General features: G+C 55.4%; 15 protein-coding genes. 12 read left to right on the top strand and 3 right to left on the bottom strand.

The window, feature by feature from the left end:
- The first annotated feature begins 188 nt into the window (after window positions 1-188).
- Complete coding sequence (locus JEM67_RS01090) at window positions 189-1,682, top strand: M16 family metallopeptidase (RefSeq protein WP_199636436.1); 1,494 nt, start codon at window positions 189-191, stop codon at window positions 1,680-1,682.
- 24 nt (window positions 1,683-1,706) lie between these two features.
- Here JEM67_RS01090 and ppiC read toward each other — a convergent pair whose 3' ends face one another.
- Entirely contained in the window at window positions 1,707-1,988 is a 282-nt protein-coding gene (gene ppiC, locus JEM67_RS01095; RefSeq protein WP_004950862.1) for a peptidylprolyl isomerase PpiC, read from the bottom strand.
- Between the two features lie 108 nt (window positions 1,989-2,096).
- On the opposite strand from ppiC, the gene rep reads away from it, so the two are divergent.
- Window positions 2,097-4,121: a DNA helicase Rep gene (rep, locus tag JEM67_RS01100; RefSeq protein WP_199636437.1), complete on the top strand. Its 2,025-nt coding sequence runs from the start codon at window positions 2,097-2,099 to the stop codon at window positions 4,119-4,121.
- A 256-nt stretch (window positions 4,122-4,377) separates the two neighbouring features.
- On the opposite strand, the gene ppx is transcribed toward rep, so the two are convergent.
- Both ppx and rhlB read right to left on the bottom strand, forming a co-directional pair.
- Window positions 4,378-5,874, bottom strand: coding sequence for an exopolyphosphatase (gene ppx, locus JEM67_RS01105; RefSeq protein ID WP_199636438.1), 1,497 nt, complete (start codon window positions 5,872-5,874; stop codon window positions 4,378-4,380).
- 5 nt (window positions 5,875-5,879) lie between these two features.
- Window positions 5,880-7,169 (bottom strand): ATP-dependent RNA helicase RhlB, encoded by a 1,290-nt coding sequence (gene rhlB, locus JEM67_RS01110; protein ID WP_004950870.1) that lies wholly within the window; start codon window positions 7,167-7,169, stop codon window positions 5,880-5,882.
- A gap of 132 nt (window positions 7,170-7,301) precedes the next feature.
- Between rhlB and trxA the strand changes: the two genes are divergently transcribed.
- The 10 genes from trxA (at window position 7,302) to rffA (ending at window position 18,117) form a co-directional block, all read left to right on the top strand.
- Window positions 7,302-7,628, top strand: coding sequence for a thioredoxin TrxA (gene trxA, locus JEM67_RS01115; RefSeq protein ID WP_013811032.1), 327 nt, complete (start codon window positions 7,302-7,304; stop codon window positions 7,626-7,628).
- Between the two features lie 455 nt (window positions 7,629-8,083).
- Window positions 8,084-9,343 (top strand): transcription termination factor Rho, encoded by a 1,260-nt coding sequence (gene rho / locus JEM67_RS01120; RefSeq protein WP_004950874.1) that lies wholly within the window; start codon window positions 8,084-8,086, stop codon window positions 9,341-9,343.
- 313 nt (window positions 9,344-9,656) lie between these two features.
- Entirely contained in the window at window positions 9,657-10,754 is a 1,098-nt protein-coding gene (gene wecA, locus JEM67_RS01125) for a UDP-N-acetylglucosamine--undecaprenyl-phosphate N-acetylglucosaminephosphotransferase (RefSeq protein ID WP_143760020.1), read from the top strand.
- A 20-nt stretch (window positions 10,755-10,774) separates the two neighbouring features.
- Window positions 10,775-11,827 carry an ECA polysaccharide chain length modulation protein gene (gene wzzE / locus JEM67_RS01130; RefSeq protein ID WP_041415810.1) on the top strand — a complete coding sequence of 351 codons (1,053 nt, stop codon included), beginning with the start codon at window positions 10,775-10,777 and terminating at the stop codon, window positions 11,825-11,827.
- 84 nt (window positions 11,828-11,911) lie between these two features.
- Window positions 11,912-13,042 carry a non-hydrolyzing UDP-N-acetylglucosamine 2-epimerase gene (gene wecB / locus JEM67_RS01135; protein ID WP_199636439.1) on the top strand — a complete coding sequence of 377 codons (1,131 nt, stop codon included), beginning with the start codon at window positions 11,912-11,914 and terminating at the stop codon, window positions 13,040-13,042.
- Complete coding sequence (wecC, locus tag JEM67_RS01140) at window positions 13,039-14,301, top strand: UDP-N-acetyl-D-mannosamine dehydrogenase (protein WP_199636440.1); 1,263 nt, start codon at window positions 13,039-13,041, stop codon at window positions 14,299-14,301. Before wecB ends, wecC begins: the two co-directional genes overlap by 4 nt.
- Window positions 14,292-15,365 (top strand): dTDP-glucose 4,6-dehydratase, encoded by a 1,074-nt coding sequence (rffG, locus tag JEM67_RS01145; RefSeq protein ID WP_199636441.1) that lies wholly within the window; start codon window positions 14,292-14,294, stop codon window positions 15,363-15,365. The genes wecC and rffG overlap by 10 nt, the downstream gene beginning before the upstream one ends.
- Before the next feature lie 50 nt (window positions 15,366-15,415).
- Window positions 15,416-16,297 carry a glucose-1-phosphate thymidylyltransferase RfbA gene (rfbA, locus tag JEM67_RS01150; RefSeq protein ID WP_065505703.1) on the top strand — a complete coding sequence of 294 codons (882 nt, stop codon included), beginning with the start codon at window positions 15,416-15,418 and terminating at the stop codon, window positions 16,295-16,297.
- A complete protein-coding gene (gene rffC / locus JEM67_RS01155; RefSeq protein WP_199636442.1) occupies window positions 16,275-17,000 on the top strand; it encodes a dTDP-4-amino-4,6-dideoxy-D-galactose acyltransferase in 726 nt (241 codons plus the stop codon). The genes rfbA and rffC overlap by 23 nt, the downstream gene beginning before the upstream one ends.
- Entirely contained in the window at window positions 16,987-18,117 is a 1,131-nt protein-coding gene (gene rffA / locus JEM67_RS01160) for a dTDP-4-amino-4,6-dideoxygalactose transaminase (protein ID WP_199636443.1), read from the top strand. Before rffC ends, rffA begins: the two co-directional genes overlap by 14 nt.

Below are 18,117 nucleotides of genomic sequence, written 5' to 3' on the forward strand. Positions count from 1 at the left end.
TATTTTTCACTTCAATGAGTGACATCCGCAAAGGCATGCGGTCTAACAGAGTGGTACACTTTCTGCTTTCCGCCCCACTGTGAAACTCAGGGCGTATTTGTAGGCTGTACGACACAGCCTAATATTCCGGTGAATGGAATATCCGCATTTGTATACAGAAATTGGATAGTAATTAAGTAGGGGTTCACATGCAGGGCACCAGAATTCATCTTATAGTCGGTGGGCTGTTGTTGGCTGCCGCCAACGGCAGCGTGCAGGCTGAAGCACTACAACCCGATCCTGCCTGGCAGCAGGGTAAGCTCGACAACGGGTTTTCATGGCAGATACTTGATACGCCGCAGCGACCTAGCGATCGCGTCGAGCTACGGTTGATGGTCAATACCGGCTCGCTGGTGGAGTCTTCCCAGCAGATTGGTTTTGCCCACCTGCTGCCACGCCTGTCGCTGGCGCGCAGCGAAAGCTTTACGCCACCGCAGTTGCGCTCGCTGTGGCAACAGAGTGTGGACAGCGAGCGGCCTTTGCCGCCGGCGATCAGCTCTTACGATTTCACCCTTTATAATCTCAGCCTGCCGAATAACCGCCCAGATTTGCTGAAAGAAGCGCTGGCGTGGCTTTCCGATACCACCGGCAAGCTGGCGATTGACGAACATACCGTGCATGCGGTGATGAACTCCAGCGTCGACCCGGTCGGTACTTTCCCGCCGAACCCCAAAGATGCCTGGTGGCGTTATCGCCTGAAAGGCTCGACGCTGCTGGCGCACGATCCGGCCCAGCCGGTGAAACGGCCGGTGAATATCGATCAACTGAAGAAGTTCTACCAGCAATGGTACACGCCGGACGCGATGACGCTGTACGTGGTGGGTAAAGTGGACAGCCGCAGCCTGGGCGAGCAAATCAACAAAGCCTTCTCGCCGCTGAAAGGGAAACGTGAAACGCCGGCCACCATGCCGACGTTGACGCCGTTGCCGCCGCAGCCGGTCAGCCTGATCAGCGAGCAGGTGAAGCAGGATACGTTGTCGATCATGTGGGACGCGCCATGGCACCCGATCCGCGATTCGCAGAACCTTAGCCGTTACTGGCGCAGCGATATCGCCCGCGAGGCGCTGTTCTGGCATCTTCAGCAGGTGCTGGAAAAGAGTGACCAGAAAAACCTGCATCTGGGCTTCGATTGCCGCGTGCAGTACCAGCGCGGCCAGTGCGGCATTCACCTTGATACGCCGAACAACAATCTGAACAACAGCCTGGGCTTTATCGCCCGCGAGTTGGCCAGCGTGCGTAACAATGGGTTGTCGCAGGATGAGTTTAACGGCCTGTTGGCGCAGAAGAACGATCAACTGAGCAAGTTGTTTGCCACCTACGCCCGCACCGACACTGACGTGCTGATGAGCCAGCGTCTGCGTTCGCAACAAAGCGGCGTTGTGGACATCGCGCCGGAACAGTATCAGAAGCTGCGTCAGGAGTTCCTCTCCGGATTAACGCTGGAAGCACTGAACCAGGAGCTGAAGCTTCAGCTCTCGCAAGATGCGACGCTGGTATTGATGCAGCCGAAGGGCGAGCCGGAAATGAGCATGAAGCAGTTACAGGAAACCTATAACGGCATTATGGCACCGGCACCGGCGGTGGTGACGGAAGAGGCCAAGCCGACCGACACCGCTCCGGCACCGGAGACCAGCGCACAGTAAAAGCGGAGGGGGCGGCTTGCCCCCTCAGTTGCGGTACAGTACCTTGATGATGTGGTAGCCGAACTGGGTTTTCACCGGACCATAAGGTTTCAGCAACGGGATGCTGAACACCGCTTTATCAAAGGCCGCCACCATGGTGCCCTTGTTGAATTCGCCCAAGGCGCCGCCGTTGCGCTTTGACGGGCAGCTTGAATATTTGCGCGCCAGCGTGTCGAAGCTGACGCCACGCTTCAGCTTGGCCAGCAGATCGTTGGCCAGTTTTTCGTTATCTACCAGAATGTGCAGGGCGCACGCCGTCTTTGCCATGGTATTGCCTTATCGATACAGAAATTGTGCCGAGTATACCCGTTAAATCTCATCGGCGCTTTCTGCTACAATCCCCTTCCACGTGATAAAGTCGAGCAATAAAGCGCCATGCGATTAAACCCCAGCCAACAACAAGCCGTCGAATTCGTTACCGGGCCTTGCCTGGTGCTGGCCGGTGCAGGTTCCGGCAAGACGCGCGTCATCACCAATAAAATCGCTCACCTGATCCACAACTGTGGGTATCAGGCGCGGCATATCGCCGCCGTGACCTTTACCAACAAGGCGGCGCGTGAGATGAAAGAGCGTGTGGCGCAAACCATGGGGCGCAAAGAAGCGCGCGGGCTGATGATTTCCACTTTCCACACGCTGGGCCTGGAAATCATCAAGCGTGAATACGTCGCGCTGGAGATGAAGTCCAACTTCTCGCTGTTCGACGATCAGGATCAGCTGGCGTTGTTGAAAGAGCTGACTGAAAAATGGCTGGAGAATGACAAAACGCTGGTGGCGCAGCTGATTTCCACTATCTCCAACTGGAAAAATGATCTGGTCGATCCCAAAAAGGCGATGGAGCTGGCGCGCTCCGAGCGCGACAAGCTGTTTGCTCATTGCTACGGCCTGTATCACGCCCATATGAGGGCGTGTAACGTGCTGGATTTCGACGATTTGATCCTGTTGCCGACCTTACTGCTGCAGCGTAATGAAGAAGTGCGCGAGCGTTGGCAAAACCGTATTCGTTATCTGTTGGTGGATGAGTATCAGGACACCAATACCAGCCAGTATGAACTGGTAAAACTGCTGGTGGGTAACCGCGCGCGCTTTACCGTGGTGGGGGACGATGACCAGTCGATCTACTCCTGGCGCGGCGCGCGGCCGCAAAATCTGGTGTTGCTGAAGGAAGACTTCCCGGCGCTGCAGGTGATCAAGCTGGAGCAGAACTACCGCTCCAGCGAACGTATCCTGAAAGCGGCGAATATTCTGATCGCCAATAACCCGCACGTGTTTGAAAAACGGCTATTTTCCGAGCTGGGCTACGGTGAAGAGCTGAAAGTGGTGACTGCGAATAACGAGGATCACGAGGCCGAGCGAGTCGTGGGGGAACTGATTGCTCACCACTTCGTGAAGAAAACCAATTACGGCGATTATGCGATTCTTTATCGCGGTAACCATCAGTCGCGGCTGTTTGAAAAAATGCTGATGCAGAACCGTATTCCTTACAAGATTTCTGGCGGCACCTCGTTTTTCTCGCGGCCGGAAATCAAGGATCTGCTGGCCTATCTGCGCGTGCTGACCAACCAGGATGACGACAGCGCTTTCCTGCGTATCGTCAATACGCCAAAACGTGAAATTGGCCCGGCAACGTTGCAAAAGCTGGGTGAGTGGGCCAATCAGCGCAACAAAAGCCTGTTTCGCGCCAGTTTCGATCTGGGGCTGAGTCAGCATCTGACCGGCCGCGGGCTGGAGTCGCTGCAACGCTTCACCCATTGGCTGGACGGTATCGCCCAACTGGCGGAGCGTGAGCCGGTGGCCGCGGTGCGCGACCTGATCCACGGTGTGGATTATGAAAGCTGGCTGTTTGAAACGTCACCCAGCCCGAAAGCCGCCGAAATGCGCATGAAAAACGTCAACACCTTGTTTGGCTGGATGACGGAAATGCTCGAAGGTAGCGAGCTGGATGAGCCAATGACGCTGACCCAGGTGGTAACGCGCTTTACCTTGCGGGACATGATGGAACGCGGTGAAAGCGATGAAGAGCTGGATCAGGTGCAACTGATGACGCTGCATGCCTCCAAAGGGCTGGAGTTCCCTTATGTGTTCCTGGTGGGGATGGAGGAGGGATTATTGCCGCATCAGAGCAGCATCGATGAGGATAATGTCGATGAAGAGCGGCGTTTGGCCTATGTGGGGATCACCCGTGCCCAAAAAGAGCTGATTTTTACGCTGTGCCGTGAGCGCCGCCAATATGGCGAGTTGGTGCGGCCGGAACCGAGCCGTTTCTTGCTGGAACTGCCGCAGGATGACCTGGCTTGGGAAAGCGAACGTAAGGTGGTCAGCCCGCAGGAGCGGATGCAAAAAGGGCAGAGCCATTTGGCCAATATTCGCGCGCAGCTGGCCAAGGCCAAAGGCGAAGGCTAAAAAGAAAGGGCGCAATGTGCGCCCTTGGCGTTTGATGACAAGGTGGTCTTTGAACCCGAGATACCCGGGCCTAGCGCACCGAGGGGCCATTATGGGACACATCAGTGTGTCCCACCCTGCGGGCCGACATGAAGTCGTTCCAATTTGCTCCCGGCAAATTGGTCGACGGCCAAGGCCGTTACGACCCCTTCGGCACGCTCTCCCTAATAACGGGCTTTGTCAGCAGTCTGAAAGGGCGCTTGGCGTCCTTGTCATATCAACGTTGTTCTTCCAGCATCAGCGGCCAGTGCACATAGCTTTGCCAGTGGCTTTCCTGATCCAGCGCCTCTGCACGCAGCGGGTGCTGTTCCAGCCAGCCTGACGGCAGGATCACCGTCAGTTCGTCATCGTTATTGGCGCGCAGGCGCACCGCAGGCAGCGTGTCGTCGCGGCGTCGGCTGGCAAAGATGATGGCCAGCCGCAAAATGCGGCATAAACGTTGCGCCATACGCGGCGGCAGGGCATTTTGCTGGCTCAGCAGCGGCAGATCGATAGGGTTGCTCTGGTTTTGCAGCAACGTAGCCAACAGCTTTTTTTGCGCCGGTGTGAAACCGGGTAAATCCAGATGACGGATCAGGTAGGCGGCGTGTTGCGGCGCCTGCTTGAAATCAACGCTGAGGCCGATTTCGTGGATCAGGCAGGCGCTGTGCAATAACTCGCGACATCGTGCGTCCAACTGCCACTCATTGCTCACCTGCTGCGAGAAGTTGGCAGCCAGTTGGCTGACGCGCTCGGCCTGTTCGGTATCCAGCAGGTAGCGCCGTTGCAGATTGCGAATGGTACGGCTGCGAATATCCTGTTCAACCGGCAGATGCAGCATGCCGTAAACCAGCCCTTCGCGTAGCGCGCCGCCGGCCAGCATCATGCTTTCAATGCCCAGTTCCTGGAAAATCGCCAGCAGGATCGACAGCCCACTTGGAAACACCAGTGCGCGCTCCAGCGTCAACCCTTCGATTTCCAGCTCTTCCAGCTTGCCGCACTGAATGGCGCGCTGTTTCAACTGGCGCAGCTTGGGCAGGGTGATACGCTCATCCATGCCTTGCGCCACCATGATTTCCTGCAACGCCTGTACGGTGCCGGAAGCGCCGACGCAGATTTGCCAGCCGTGCTGACGCAGGTGCGGCACTATTGGACGCACCATTTCGCGTGCGGCCTGTTCGGCGCGTTCGAAATTTTCCTGCCCCAGATTGCGATCGCTGAAGAAACGCTCCAGCCAGGTGACACAGCCCATAGACAGGCTGTATAGCTGGGCGGCCTGAGCGCCGGTACCGGTAACCAACTCGGTACTGCCACCGCCGATATCGACCACCAAACGCTGGTCCGGTCCGCCGGTGGTATGGGCAACGCCATGATAAATCAGGCGCGCTTCTTCCTCACCGCTGATCACCTGGATCGGACAACCGAGAATTTGCTCGGCGGTCTGCAGGAATTCATCGGCATTTGACGCCAGACGCAGCGTGGCTGTAGCGACCACACGAATCTGGGCGCGAGGGATGTCCTGCAAGCGTTCGGAGAACAGCTTCAGGCATTGCCAACCGCGCTGCATGGCGTCATGCGACAGGTGATTGTTCTGATCCAGCCCGGCCGCCAGACGCACTTTACGCTTGATGCGCGCCAGGGTCTGAATGCTGCCGGCCACTTCCCGTACCACCAGCATGTGGAAGCTGTTGGAGCCGAGGTCGATAGCGGCATAGAGCGTGCTGGAACTGAGCATGGTTATCAGCCTGGACGTTTACGGTTATTGCGTGGCGCGCTGCCACCGCGACGCGGTGCGGAATTACGGCGTGGGCCGTTGCCGCCGCGTGGACGCGCAAGGCGTTTCGGCGCAGGCAGGTCAGTCAGCAACGCGTCGCTGTTGTACTTGCTCACCGGAATGCTGTGGCCGGTATAGGTTTCGATCGCCGGCAGGTTGAGTGCGTACTCTTCGCAGGCCAGGCTGATGGAATGACCGCTTTCGCCGGCACGGCCGGTACGACCGATGCGGTGAACATAGTCTTCGCAGTCGTCAGGCAGATCGTAGTTGAATACGTGTGTAACCAGCGGGATGTGCAGGCCGCGGGCGGCGACGTCGGTGGCGACCAGAATATCGAGGTTGCCCTTGGTGAAGTCTTCCAGAATACGCAGGCGTTTTTTCTGCGCCACATCGCCGGTCAGCAGGCCTACGCGGTGCCCGTCGGCCGCCAAATGGCCCCAGACGTCTTCACAGCGATGCTTGGTGTTGGCGAAGATGATGCAGCGGTCCGGCCACTCTTCTTCGATCAGCGTCTGCAGCAGGCGCATCTTTTCTTCGTTGGACGGGTAGAACAATTCTTCTTGAATGCGGTGGCCGGTTTTCTGTTCCGGTTCCACTTCAACATATTCAGCGTTGTTCATCTGCTCGAAAGCCAGTTCGCGTACGCGATAGGACAGGGTGGCAGAGAACAGCATGTTCAGGCGTTGATCGACCGCAGGCATGCGGCGGAACAGCCAGCGAATGTCTTTGATAAAGCCCAGATCGTACATGCGATCGGCTTCGTCCAGCACTACGACCTGGATCGCGCCCAGATCGATGTAGTTCTGTTTGGCGTAATCGATTAAACGACCGGTAGTACCCACCAGGATATCCACGCCGCTTTCCAGCACTTTCAGCTGTTTGTCGTAGCCGTCGCCGCCGTAAGCCAGGCCAAGTTTCAGGCCGGTGGACTGGGACAGGGCTTCCGCATCGGAGTGGATCTGCACCGCCAGTTCACGCGTTGGCGCCATGATCAAGGCACGCGGCTGGTTGGTCTGGCGATCCTGTTTCGCCGGGTTAGAAAGCAAATAGTGAAAAGTAGACGCTAAAAATGCCAACGTCTTTCCGGTACCGGTTTGCGCCTGACCTGCAACGTCACGCCCGGAGAGCGTGAGCGGCAATGCTAACGCCTGGATAGGCGTGCAATGGTGAAACCCTTTTTTTTCAAGGGCTTCAAGGACTAACGGGTGCAGGGCGAAGTCGGAAAACTTCTGTTCGGTCAAGTGTGTTTTGCTCATAGTGTGGTAGAATATCAGCTAACTATTGCTTTACGAAAGCACATCCGTTGAAATAAACGCGGTGAAATAAAATCACCTTGGGTTGGTTAATGCTACACCAACAAGGTAGACATACATCCTGTGGAGTAGAACATGAGCGATAAAATTATTCACCTGACTGACAGCAGCTTCGACACCGACGTGCTACAAGCTGAAGGGGCAATCCTGGTCGATTTCTGGGCTGAATGGTGTGGGCCGTGCAAGATGATTGCTCCGATTCTGGATGAAATTGCCGTTGAGTTCGAAGGCAAGTTGACCATCACCAAGCTGAATATCGACCAAAACCCGGCAACCGCACCTAAGTACGGTATCCGCGGTATCCCGACGCTGTTGTTGTTCAAAAACGGTGAAGTGGCAGCGACCAAGGTGGGCGCACTGTCCAAAGGTCAGCTCAAAGATTTCCTTAACGCGAATCTGTAATCTGGCGTAACGTCCTGTATCCTATGGGTTTAAAGCAACAGTCAACAACGCTGTCGCTTCAGAGACAATGGGGATATTCAGGCGTCTGGCGGGGATTTAAATTCACCGCTAGACGCCTGCCAATAAGCGTGTTAAGTTTAGCCACACTGCATATAGAACTTGCCCGAAGTTTTAAATCTAAAGAGTTTGAATCTAAAGCTATACTCTGTGCTGAACCGCTGGTGTTGAAAGTAAAATGAACTCAACCCGTGTTTTAGCAATCAAACGGTTTTGCAAAATCAATTTTAAGGTACCTTCGATCTTAAGCCGTCAATGCGCGCGTCTCCTGTAAGCCATTTCTTACCTTGACAGCTAGCGCCCGGTGGTCGAACGTCCAGTAAACAGGCACGTATCACGCTGCCATACCATTCACGATAGAAGTTCGAGACACACCCCGAGTTTAAGAACCCACCACTATGAATCTTACCGAATTAAAGAATACGCCGGTTTCTGAGCTGATTACTCTCGGCGAAAATATGGGGCTGGAAAACCTTGCCCGTATGCGCAAGCAGGACATTATCTTCTCCATCCTTAAGCAGCATGCGAAAAGTGGAGAAGATATCTTCGGCGATGGCGTGTTGGAGATATTGCAGGATGGATTTGGTTTCCTCCGCTCTGGAGACAGTTCCTACCTTGCAGGCCCCGACGACATCTACGTATCCCCTAGCCAAATCCGCCGTTTCAACCTCCGTACAGGTGACTCCGTTTCCGGTAAGATTCGTCCGCCAAAAGAAGGCGAGCGCTATTTTGCCCTGTTGAAAGTTAACGAAGTCAACTACGACAAACCGGAAAATGCCCGCAGCAAGATCCTGTTCGAGAACTTAACCCCACTGCATGCCAACTCCCGTCTGCGGATGGAACGTGGCAACGGTTCAACCGAAGACCTGACAGCACGCGTGCTGGACCTGGCTTCTCCGATTGGCCGTGGTCAGCGTGGTCTGATTGTTGCTCCACCAAAAGCCGGTAAAACCATGCTGCTGCAGAACATTGCGCAGAGCATCGCGTACAACCATCCAGACTGTGTGCTGATGGTACTGCTGATCGACGAGCGTCCGGAGGAAGTGACCGAGATGCAGCGTCTGGTGAAGGGTGAAGTCATCGCCTCTACCTTTGACGAGCCGGCTTCCCGTCACGTGCAGGTTGCGGAAATGGTGATCGAAAAGGCCAAGCGTCTGGTTGAGCACAAGAAAGACGTTATCATCCTTCTTGACTCTATCACCCGTTTGGCGCGTGCCTACAACACCGTGGTTCCGGCTTCCGGTAAAGTGTTGACCGGTGGTGTGGATGCCAACGCCCTGCATCGTCCTAAGCGTTTCTTCGGTGCGGCACGTAACGTTGAGGAGGGCGGTAGCCTGACCATCATCGCTACCGCGCTGGTAGATACCGGCTCCAAAATGGACGAGGTTATCTACGAAGAGTTCAAAGGTACCGGCAACATGGAATTGCATCTGGCGCGTAAAATCGCCGAGAAGCGCGTATTCCCTGCGATCGACTACAACCGCTCCGGTACCCGTAAAGAAGAGTTACTCACCACGTCTGAAGAACTGCAAAAAATGTGGATCCTGCGTAAAATCATTCACCCAATGGGCGAGATTGATGCGATGGAGTTCCTCATTAACAAGTTGGCCATGACCAAGACCAACGATGAATTCTTCGATATGATGAAGCGCTCATAATGACGATGCGCTCATAATTGAGTAAAAAATTCAGAGAACGCCACGCCTAGTCGTGGCGTTTTTTGCATTTGGCGGATACGATAAGTAACAGAAATGGAAATGTAAGTTTTTTGTGACTTACTGAGAATTCATCTTATTTGCGGTCGGCGTTTTGCCGCTCGCGCTTTGTTGCTGTCGAAACGGCGGGCACACACACATTGGCGTAAGAATGAATGGCTGTTGTCATAGGAAATGACTGAAAGGTAGCGGGATCCCATGGCGCAACCTGTCGCCCGTGTTAAGCTGCCTTATCTTCTACAGAGATCTGTTAACTGTGAACTTACTCACTATGAGTACTGAAATTCTATTTGTTTTCCTGTTTTCTTTGGCGTTTCTCTTTGTTGCCCGTAAAGCAGCAAAACGTATTGGCCTGGTTGATAAACCCAATTACCGTAAACGTCATCAGGGGTTAATTCCTCTTGTCGGCGGTATTTCCGTTTATGCCGGGTTGTGCTTTGCCTTCCTTATCTCTGACCAAACGATTGCGCACGGTAAACTTTACCTCACCTGTGCGGGTATATTGGTGTTCGTTGGTGCTCTCGACGATCGTTTCGATATCAGCGTGAAAATTCGCGCGTTGGTTCAGGCATTGGTTGGCATTGCGATGATGGTCTTCGCCGGGCTCTATCTGCGCAGTTTCGGCCATGTGCTGGGCGACTGGGAAATGCAGTTGGGGCCTTTCGGCTATCTGGTCACGCTGTTTGCCGTTTGGGCGGCGATTAATGCCTTTAACATGGTGGACGGCATTGACGGTCTGCTGGGGGGGCTTTCGTGCGTTTCTTTCGGCGCGCTGGGTGTTTTGCTGTACCTGAGCGGCCACTCTGATTTGGCTTTTTGGTGCTTCGCGATGATTGCCACCATCGTTCCCTATATCCTGCTTAACCTCGGTATTCTTGGCCGCCGGTATAAGGTATTTATGGGGGATGCAGGCAGTACGCTGATCGGCTTCACTGCCATCTGGTTGTTGCTGCAAAGTTCGCAGGGTAAAGTCCATTCCATCAATCCGGTTACCGCCCTGTGGATTATCGCTATTCCGCTGATGGACATGATTGCGATCATGTACCGTCGCTTACGCAAGGGGATGAGCCCCTTCTCCCCCGATCGTCAACACATTCACCATTTGATTATGCGTGCAGGTTTTACGCCGCGGCAGGCTTTCGTGCTGATTACCCTGGCGGCAGCGCTGCTGGCGGCAATCGGCGTGCTTGGCGAGTGTCTTACTTTTGTCCCTGAATGGGTGATGTTGGCATTGTTTTTGCTTGCCTTCTTCTTGTACGGTTATTGCATCAAACGCGCCTGGCGTGTTGCACGTTACATTAAGCGTATCAAGCGCCGCTTACGGCGTTCGACCGACAATAAGCAAGTATCTTAACCAGAGGCTTTTGGGCAGTGATGAATCCAGAAACAACGTCTGACAAGAATATCCCGGCAGTGGATAACGAACTCGATATCCGCGGCCTGTGTCGTACCCTGTGGCGCGGCAAGCAATGGATTATCGGCACTGCGGCATTGTTCGCTGTGGTTGCGCTGGTCGTATCCTACCTGGTGAAACAGGAATGGAGCGCCGCGGCGATTACCGATCGGCCAACGGTGAATGCGCTGGGGGGCTATTATTCCCAGCAGCAATTCCTGCGTAATCTGGATGTGCGCACTCTGCCGGCGGTCTCGACTGAGCAGCCGGGCATTGCTGACGAAGCCTATAATGAATTCATTATGCAATTGGCGGCGTACGATACGCGTCGCGATTTCTGGCTGCAGAGCGATTATTACAAACAGCGTCAGGAAGGTGATGCGCGCGCCGATGCGGCATTACTTGATGAACTGATTAACAACGTTCAGTTCACGCCGCGCGATGACAAAAAAGTACCCAACGACGGCGTGAAGCTGACGGCGGAAACTGCGGCGGATGCCAATCACCTGCTGCGCCAGTACGTGGCATTTGCCAGCCATCGCGCAGCCCAGCACCTGAATGAAGAAATCCAGGGCGCATGGGCTGCCCGCACGACGTCGATGAACGCGCAGGTGAAGCGTCAGGAAGCGGTGGCGGAGGCGGTTTACAAGCGTGAGCTGAACACGATTGAGCAGGCGCTGAAAATCGCCGAGACGCAGGGTATCAGCCGGACTCAAACCGATACGCCGGCCGAACAACTGCCAGATTCCGATCTGTTCCTGCTGGGGAAACCTATGTTGCAGGCGCGTCTGGAAGGGCTGCAGGCGTCAGGGCCAACTTACGATCTGGATTACGATCAAAATCGTGCGATGCTGTCGACATTGAATGTTGGCCCGACGCTGGATGAGAAATTTCAGACTTACCGCTATTTGCGGACCCCGGAAGAACCGGTAAAACGTGACAGCCCGCGGCGGGTATTCTGGTTGATCATGTGGGGCGCGATGGGCGCTTTGGTTGGCGCAGGTATTGCCCTGGTGCGTCGCCCGCGTAATTAAAAATAATATAATAATTCGCTTATGGGCGTGCGAACGCCCAATTCGCAGGTATGCCTGCGGTTAACCGACCAAAAGAGATTCGCTGTGAAAGTGTTGACTGTTTTCGGCACCAGGCCTGAAGCCATCAAAATGGCACCGCTGGTACATGCCCTGGCTCAGGATGAAGCCTTTGAATCAAGAGTCTGCGTAACGGCACAGCATCGTGAGATGTTGGATCAAGTATTACGGTTATTTGAAATCGTGCCGGATTACGATCTGAACATCATGAAGCCCGGCCAGGGACTGAGTGAGATTACCTGCCGTATTTTGGAAGGCCTGAAAGGCGTTCTGGAAGAATTCAAGCCGGATGTAGTGCTGGTCCACGGTGACACGACCACCACACTGGCAACCAGTCTGGCGGCTTTTTATCAGCGTATCCCGGTCGGACACGTGGAGGCGGGCTTGCGCACTGGCGATCTTTACTCGCCGTGGCCGGAAGAGGCCAACCGCAAGCTGACCGGCCATCTGGCGATGTATCATTTTGCACCGACGGAAAATTCACGCCAGAACCTGCTGCGTGAACTGTTGCCGGACGATCATATTTTCGTTACCGGCAACACGGTTATCGATGCGCTGTTCTGGGTGCGCGATCGGGTAATGGGCGATGCCGCATTGCATGACAGCCTGGCGCAGCGCTACCCGTTCCTTGATGCCAGCAAGAAATTGATCCTGGTGACCGGCCACCGTCGCGAAAGCTTTGGCGGCGGGTTTGAGCGGATTTGCAGCGCACTGGCGGAAATTGCCCGCACCCATCCTGACGTACAGGTGGTGTACCCGGTGCATCTCAACCCGAACGTCAGCGAGCCGGTCAACCGCATTCTGAAAGGGATCGATAACATCATCCTGATCGATCCGCAGGATTACTTGCCCTTTGTGTATTTGATGGCTAACGCTTATATGATCCTGACCGACTCCGGCGGTATCCAGGAAGAGGCGCCGTCGTTGGGCAAGCCTGTGCTGGTCATGCGTGACACTACCGAACGGCCGGAAGCGGTGGATGCGGGCACGGTCCGCCTGGTCGGCACTGACGTGGCTAAAATTGTTGATGCGGTTACCCGGCTGTTGACGGACGAAAAGGAATATCACGCCATGAGTCGGGCGCATAACCCTTACGGTGACGGGCATGCCTGCCAGCGTATTCTCGCAGCTTTGAAGAATCATCAGGTGACACTATGAGTTTTAACACTATTTCGGTTATCGGCCTGGGGTACATCGGTCTGCCAACGGCGGCGGCGTTTGCCTCGCGCAAGAAAAAAGTGGTGGGCGTAGATGTTAACCAGCATGCGGTAGACACCATTAACCGCGGCGCGATTCATATCGTTGAGCCCGATCTGGATAAAGTGGTTAAAGAGGCCGTCGACGGCGGTTATCTGCAAGCGGTGACCAAACCCTTGGCCGCAGATGCTTTTCTGATTGCGGTACCGACGCCGTTTAAAGGCGATCATGAGCCAGACCTGGCTTATGTCGAGGCTGCCGCTAAATCACTGGCGCCGGTACTGAAAAAGGGTGACCTGGTTATCCTGGAATCCACCTCACCGGTGGGAGCGACCGAACAGATGGCACAGTGGCTGGCCGAGGCGCGCAGCGATCTCAGCTTCCCGCAGCAGGTGGGTGAAGCCGCCGATGTCAATATCGCCTATTGCCCGGAGCGTGTGCTGCCGGGGCAGGTGATGGTTGAGCTGATTCAAAACGATCGCGTTATTGGCGGCATGACGCCAAAATGCTCTGATCGCGCCAGCGAGCTGTACAAGATTTTCCTTGAAGGCGAATGTGTAGTGACCAATTCACGCACCGCTGAGATGTGCAAACTGACTGAAAACAGCTTCCGCGACGTGAATATCGCCTTTGCGAATGAGCTGTCGTTGATTTGCGCCGAGCAGGGCATCAACGTCTGGGAACTCATCCGCCTGGCGAATCGCCATCCGCGGGTGAATATTCTGCAGCCGGGTCCTGGCGTCGGTGGCCACTGCATCGCGGTCGATCCGTGGTTTATCGTGTCGCAAAACCCGCAGCAGGCGCGCCTGATCCATACCGCGCGTCTGGTGAACGACGGGAAACCGCTGTGGGTGGTTGACCGTGTGAAAGCCGCGGTTGCCGACTGCCTGGCAGCTACCGACAAGCGCGCTTCAGAAGTGAAAATTGCCTGTTTCGGTCTGGCCTTCAAGCCGAATATCGACGACTTGCGCGAAAGCCCGGCGGTGGAAGTGGCGCATCTGATTGCAGGCTGGCACGTAGGCGAAACGCTGGTGGTGGAGCCCAATGTTGATCATCTGCCGAAATCTCTGGCCGGCCATGTGACGCTGAAAGCGTTGGCCGATGCGTTGCAGCAGGCGGATGTGATCGTAATGCTGGTCGACCATAAGCAATTCAAAGCGATCAAGCCGGAAGAGATTACGCAATCCTGGGTAGTGGATACCAAAGGGGTATGGCGGTGAAACGTATTTTAGTCACTGGGGGCGCCGGTTTTATTGGCTCCGCGGTCGTGAGACATATCATTGAAGCCACACAGGACAGCGTCATGGTGGTGGATAAACTCACTTATGCGGGCAATCTGGAGTCGCTTTCGGTGATTGCCGATAACGAACGTTATTCGTTTGAACAGGTGGATATCTGCGATCGCACGGCGTTGGATCGGGTGTTTGCCCAGTATCAGCCGGATGTGATCATGCACCTGGCGGCGGAAAGCCATGTCGATCGTTCGATCGACGGCCCGGCGGCATTTATTGAAACCAACGTGGTGGGGACCTACACCATGTTGGAGGCGGCTCGCCATTATTGGCATCCGCTGGATGCGGAGAGAAAGCAGAATTTCCGTTTCCACCACATTTCCACCGACGAAGTGTATGGCGATCTGCACGGTACGGACGATCTGTTCACTGAAACCACGCCTTATTCGCCAAGCAGCCCGTATTCGGCTTCTAAAGCCTCCAGCGATCATCTGGTGCGTGCCTGGTTGCGTACCTACGGCCTGCCGACCCTCGTCACCAACTGTTCCAATAACTATGGTCCGTATCACTTCCCGGAGAAACTGATCCCGCTGGTGATCCTCAATGCCGTTGCCGGCAAGCCATTGCCGGTGTACGGCGACGGTGCGCAGGTGCGTGACTGGCTGTATGTTGAAGACCACGCGCGCGCGCTGTACCAGGTCGTGACTGAAGGCGTGGTAGGCGAAACCTACAATATCGGCGGCCACAACGAGCGCAAGAATATCGAGGTGGTACACACCATCTGCGATTTGTTGGAAGAACTGGCACCGAACAAGCCGCAGGACGTGGAGAAATACCGCGACCTGATTACCTACGTCAAGGATCGTCCGGGCCATGATATGCGCTACGCGATCGATGCCGGAAAAATTGACCGGGAGTTGGGCTGGCACCCGCAGGAAACCTTTGAAAGCGGCATCCGCAAAACGGTTTCCTGGTATCTGAACAACGAAACCTGGTGGCGTCGCGTTCAGGACGGTTCCTATGCGGGTGAACGTTTAGGTTTATCCGACTAAATTTAGCGAGGCCGCTGCCGTTTGGCGGCCCTGTGGAGTCTGGAGTGAGTATGAAAGGTATTATTCTGGCGGGCGGTTCCGGCACACGCCTGCACCCGATTACCCGTGGCGTATCCAAGCAACTGCTGCCCATATACGACAAGCCGATGATCTACTACCCGCTGTCGGTGTTGATGCTGGCGGGTATCCGCGACATTCTGATCATCTCCACCCCGGAAGATTTACCCTCATTCAGACGTTTGCTGGGCACTGGAGAAGAGTTCGGCATTACTCTCAGCTATGCCGAACAACCCAGCCCAGATGGCCTCGCACAGGCATTTTTAATTGGAGAAGAATTCCTGGCCGGCGAGCCGAGCTGCCTGGTGCTGGGTGATAATATCTACTTTGGCCAAGGCTTTAGTCCGAAACTGAAAACTGTCGCGGCCCGCACGCAAGGCGCTACCGTGTTCGGTTATCAGGTGATGGATCCCGAGCGCTTTGGCGTAGTGGAATTTGACGATAATTTCCGCGCACTGTCGATCGAGGAAAAACCGCAACAGCCTAAATCCAATTGGGCAGTGACCGGCCTGTATTTCTACGACAACCAGGTGGTGGAATTTGCCAAACAGGTAAAACCTTCCGAGCGCGGCGAGCTGGAAATCACCAGCATTAACCAGATGTACCTGGAGCGTGGTGAGCTGACCGTCGAGCTGCTGGGTCGTGGTTTCGCCTGGCTGGATACCGGCACCCACGACAGCCTGCTGGAAGCCAGCAGCTTTGTGCAGACCGTGGAAAAACGTCAGGGCTTTAAAATTGCCTGCCTTGAAGAGATCGCCTGGCGCAATGGTTGGCTCGACGATGACGGTGTGAAACGCGCCGCGCAATCCTTGCTCAAAACCGGTTACGGTAAGTATCTGCTGGATTTATTGCATGCACGTCCGCGCCAGTATTGAACCCTTAGCCTGGGAAACCGAGTTTTTTGCCCTTAATAGCGCAAAGCTCCACTTTTCCACGGCAGCTCCCGTACTCGCTGAAGCTGATTTGAACGCCTACACGCTGGTGCAGGCCAAAATTCCTGCACATCAAACGGCTTGGGCGGACGGATTGGTCAGGTTGGGTTTCCAACTGGTTGAAGGTGAAGTCGATCTGGTACTCAACATCGGCACGGAATGTGCTTCATCCCAGAGAGTGCTGCCACAGGCCGTTCGTCCGGCAGTGCCGGCCGATATTCCGGCGCTGCGTGCCGCGGCGGCCAAGGTGTTTACCGCCAGCCGTTTTCGTGCGCCCTGGTATGACGTTCATGACAGTGGCCGCTTCTATGCCATGTGGATAGAAAAAGCGGTATTGGGGACTTTTGACCACCAGTGCCTGCTGGCGCTGGACGAAGCTGGGCAGCCTGAAGGGTTTGTCAGCCTGCGTGATATCGGTGGCCAGGAGGCGCGAATCGGCCTGCTGGCGGCATTCCCCGGCGCTGCCGGTAAAGGGATTGGCTCCCGATTGATGACCGCGGCAATGGCGGAGTGTCGGTCGCAACAGCGCCTGCGTGTCGCGACCCAGTTCGGTAATATCGCCGCGTTACGGCTCTATCAACGACAGGGTGCCGCTATCGAAAGCACCTCGTATTGGTTATACAGAGGAAAACATGATCCCATTTAACGCACCACCGGTTGTTGGCACCGAACTTGACTATATGCAGGCTGCAATGAGCAGTGGCAAACTGTGTGGCGATGGCGGCTTTACCCGTCGTTGCCAGCAGTGGATGGAACAGCGTTTTGGCAGCCAGAAAGTGCTGTTGACGCCGTCCTGCACCGCCTCGCTGGAGATGGCGGCGATCCTGCTGGATATTCAGCCGGGCGATGAAGTGATCATGCCGAGCTTCACCTTTGTTTCAACCGCCAACGCCTTCGTGCTGCGCGGCGCTAAAGTGGTGTTTGTCGATCTGCGCCCGGACACCATGAACATCGATGAGAGCAAAATCGAAGCGGCGATCACCGATAAGACCCGCGCCATTGTGCCGGTTCATTACGCCGGCGTAGCCTGCGAGATGGACACCATCATGGCGCTGGCGAAAAAATACAATTTGTACGTGGTGGAAGATGCCGCACAGGGTGTGATGGCCACTTATAAGGGCAAAGCGCTTGGCACCATCGGCCATATTGGTTGTTTCAGCTTCCACGAAACCAAAAACTACACCGCAGGCGGTGAGGGTGGCGCCACGCTGATTAACGATCCGGCGCTGATCGACCGGGCGGAAGTCATTCGCGAGAAAGGCACCAACCGTAGCCAGTTCTTCCGCGGTCAGGTCGACAAGTACACCTGGCGCGATATCGGTTCCAGCTATCTGATGTCAGATTTGCAGGCCGCTTACCTGTGGGGCCAGCTCGAGGCGGCCGATCGCATCAACCAGCGTCGCCTTGCGCTATGGCAGAACTATTACGATAGCTTCCTGCCGCTGGCCGAGGCTGGCCGCATCGTCTTGCCGACCATTCCGGCGGACTGCGTGCAGAATGCGCATATGTTCTATATCAAACTGCGTGATATTGAAGACCGCACGGCGTTTATCGATTATCTGAAAGAAGCCGAAATCATGGCGGTGTTCCATTACATTCCGCTGCATGACTGCCCGGCGGGCGATCGTTTCGGCCGCTTTGCCGGTGAAGACCGCTTCACCAGCCAGGAAAGCGCGCGTCTGGTGCGCCTGCCGCTGTTCTATAATATGTCTGACGTTAATCAGCGTACGGTGATCAATACCATTCTTAGTTTCTTCGCCTGA

Source organism: Serratia sp. PAMC26656, assembly GCF_016469055.2.
GTDB classification, from domain to species: Bacteria; Pseudomonadota; Gammaproteobacteria; order Enterobacterales; family Enterobacteriaceae; genus Serratia; species Serratia plymuthica.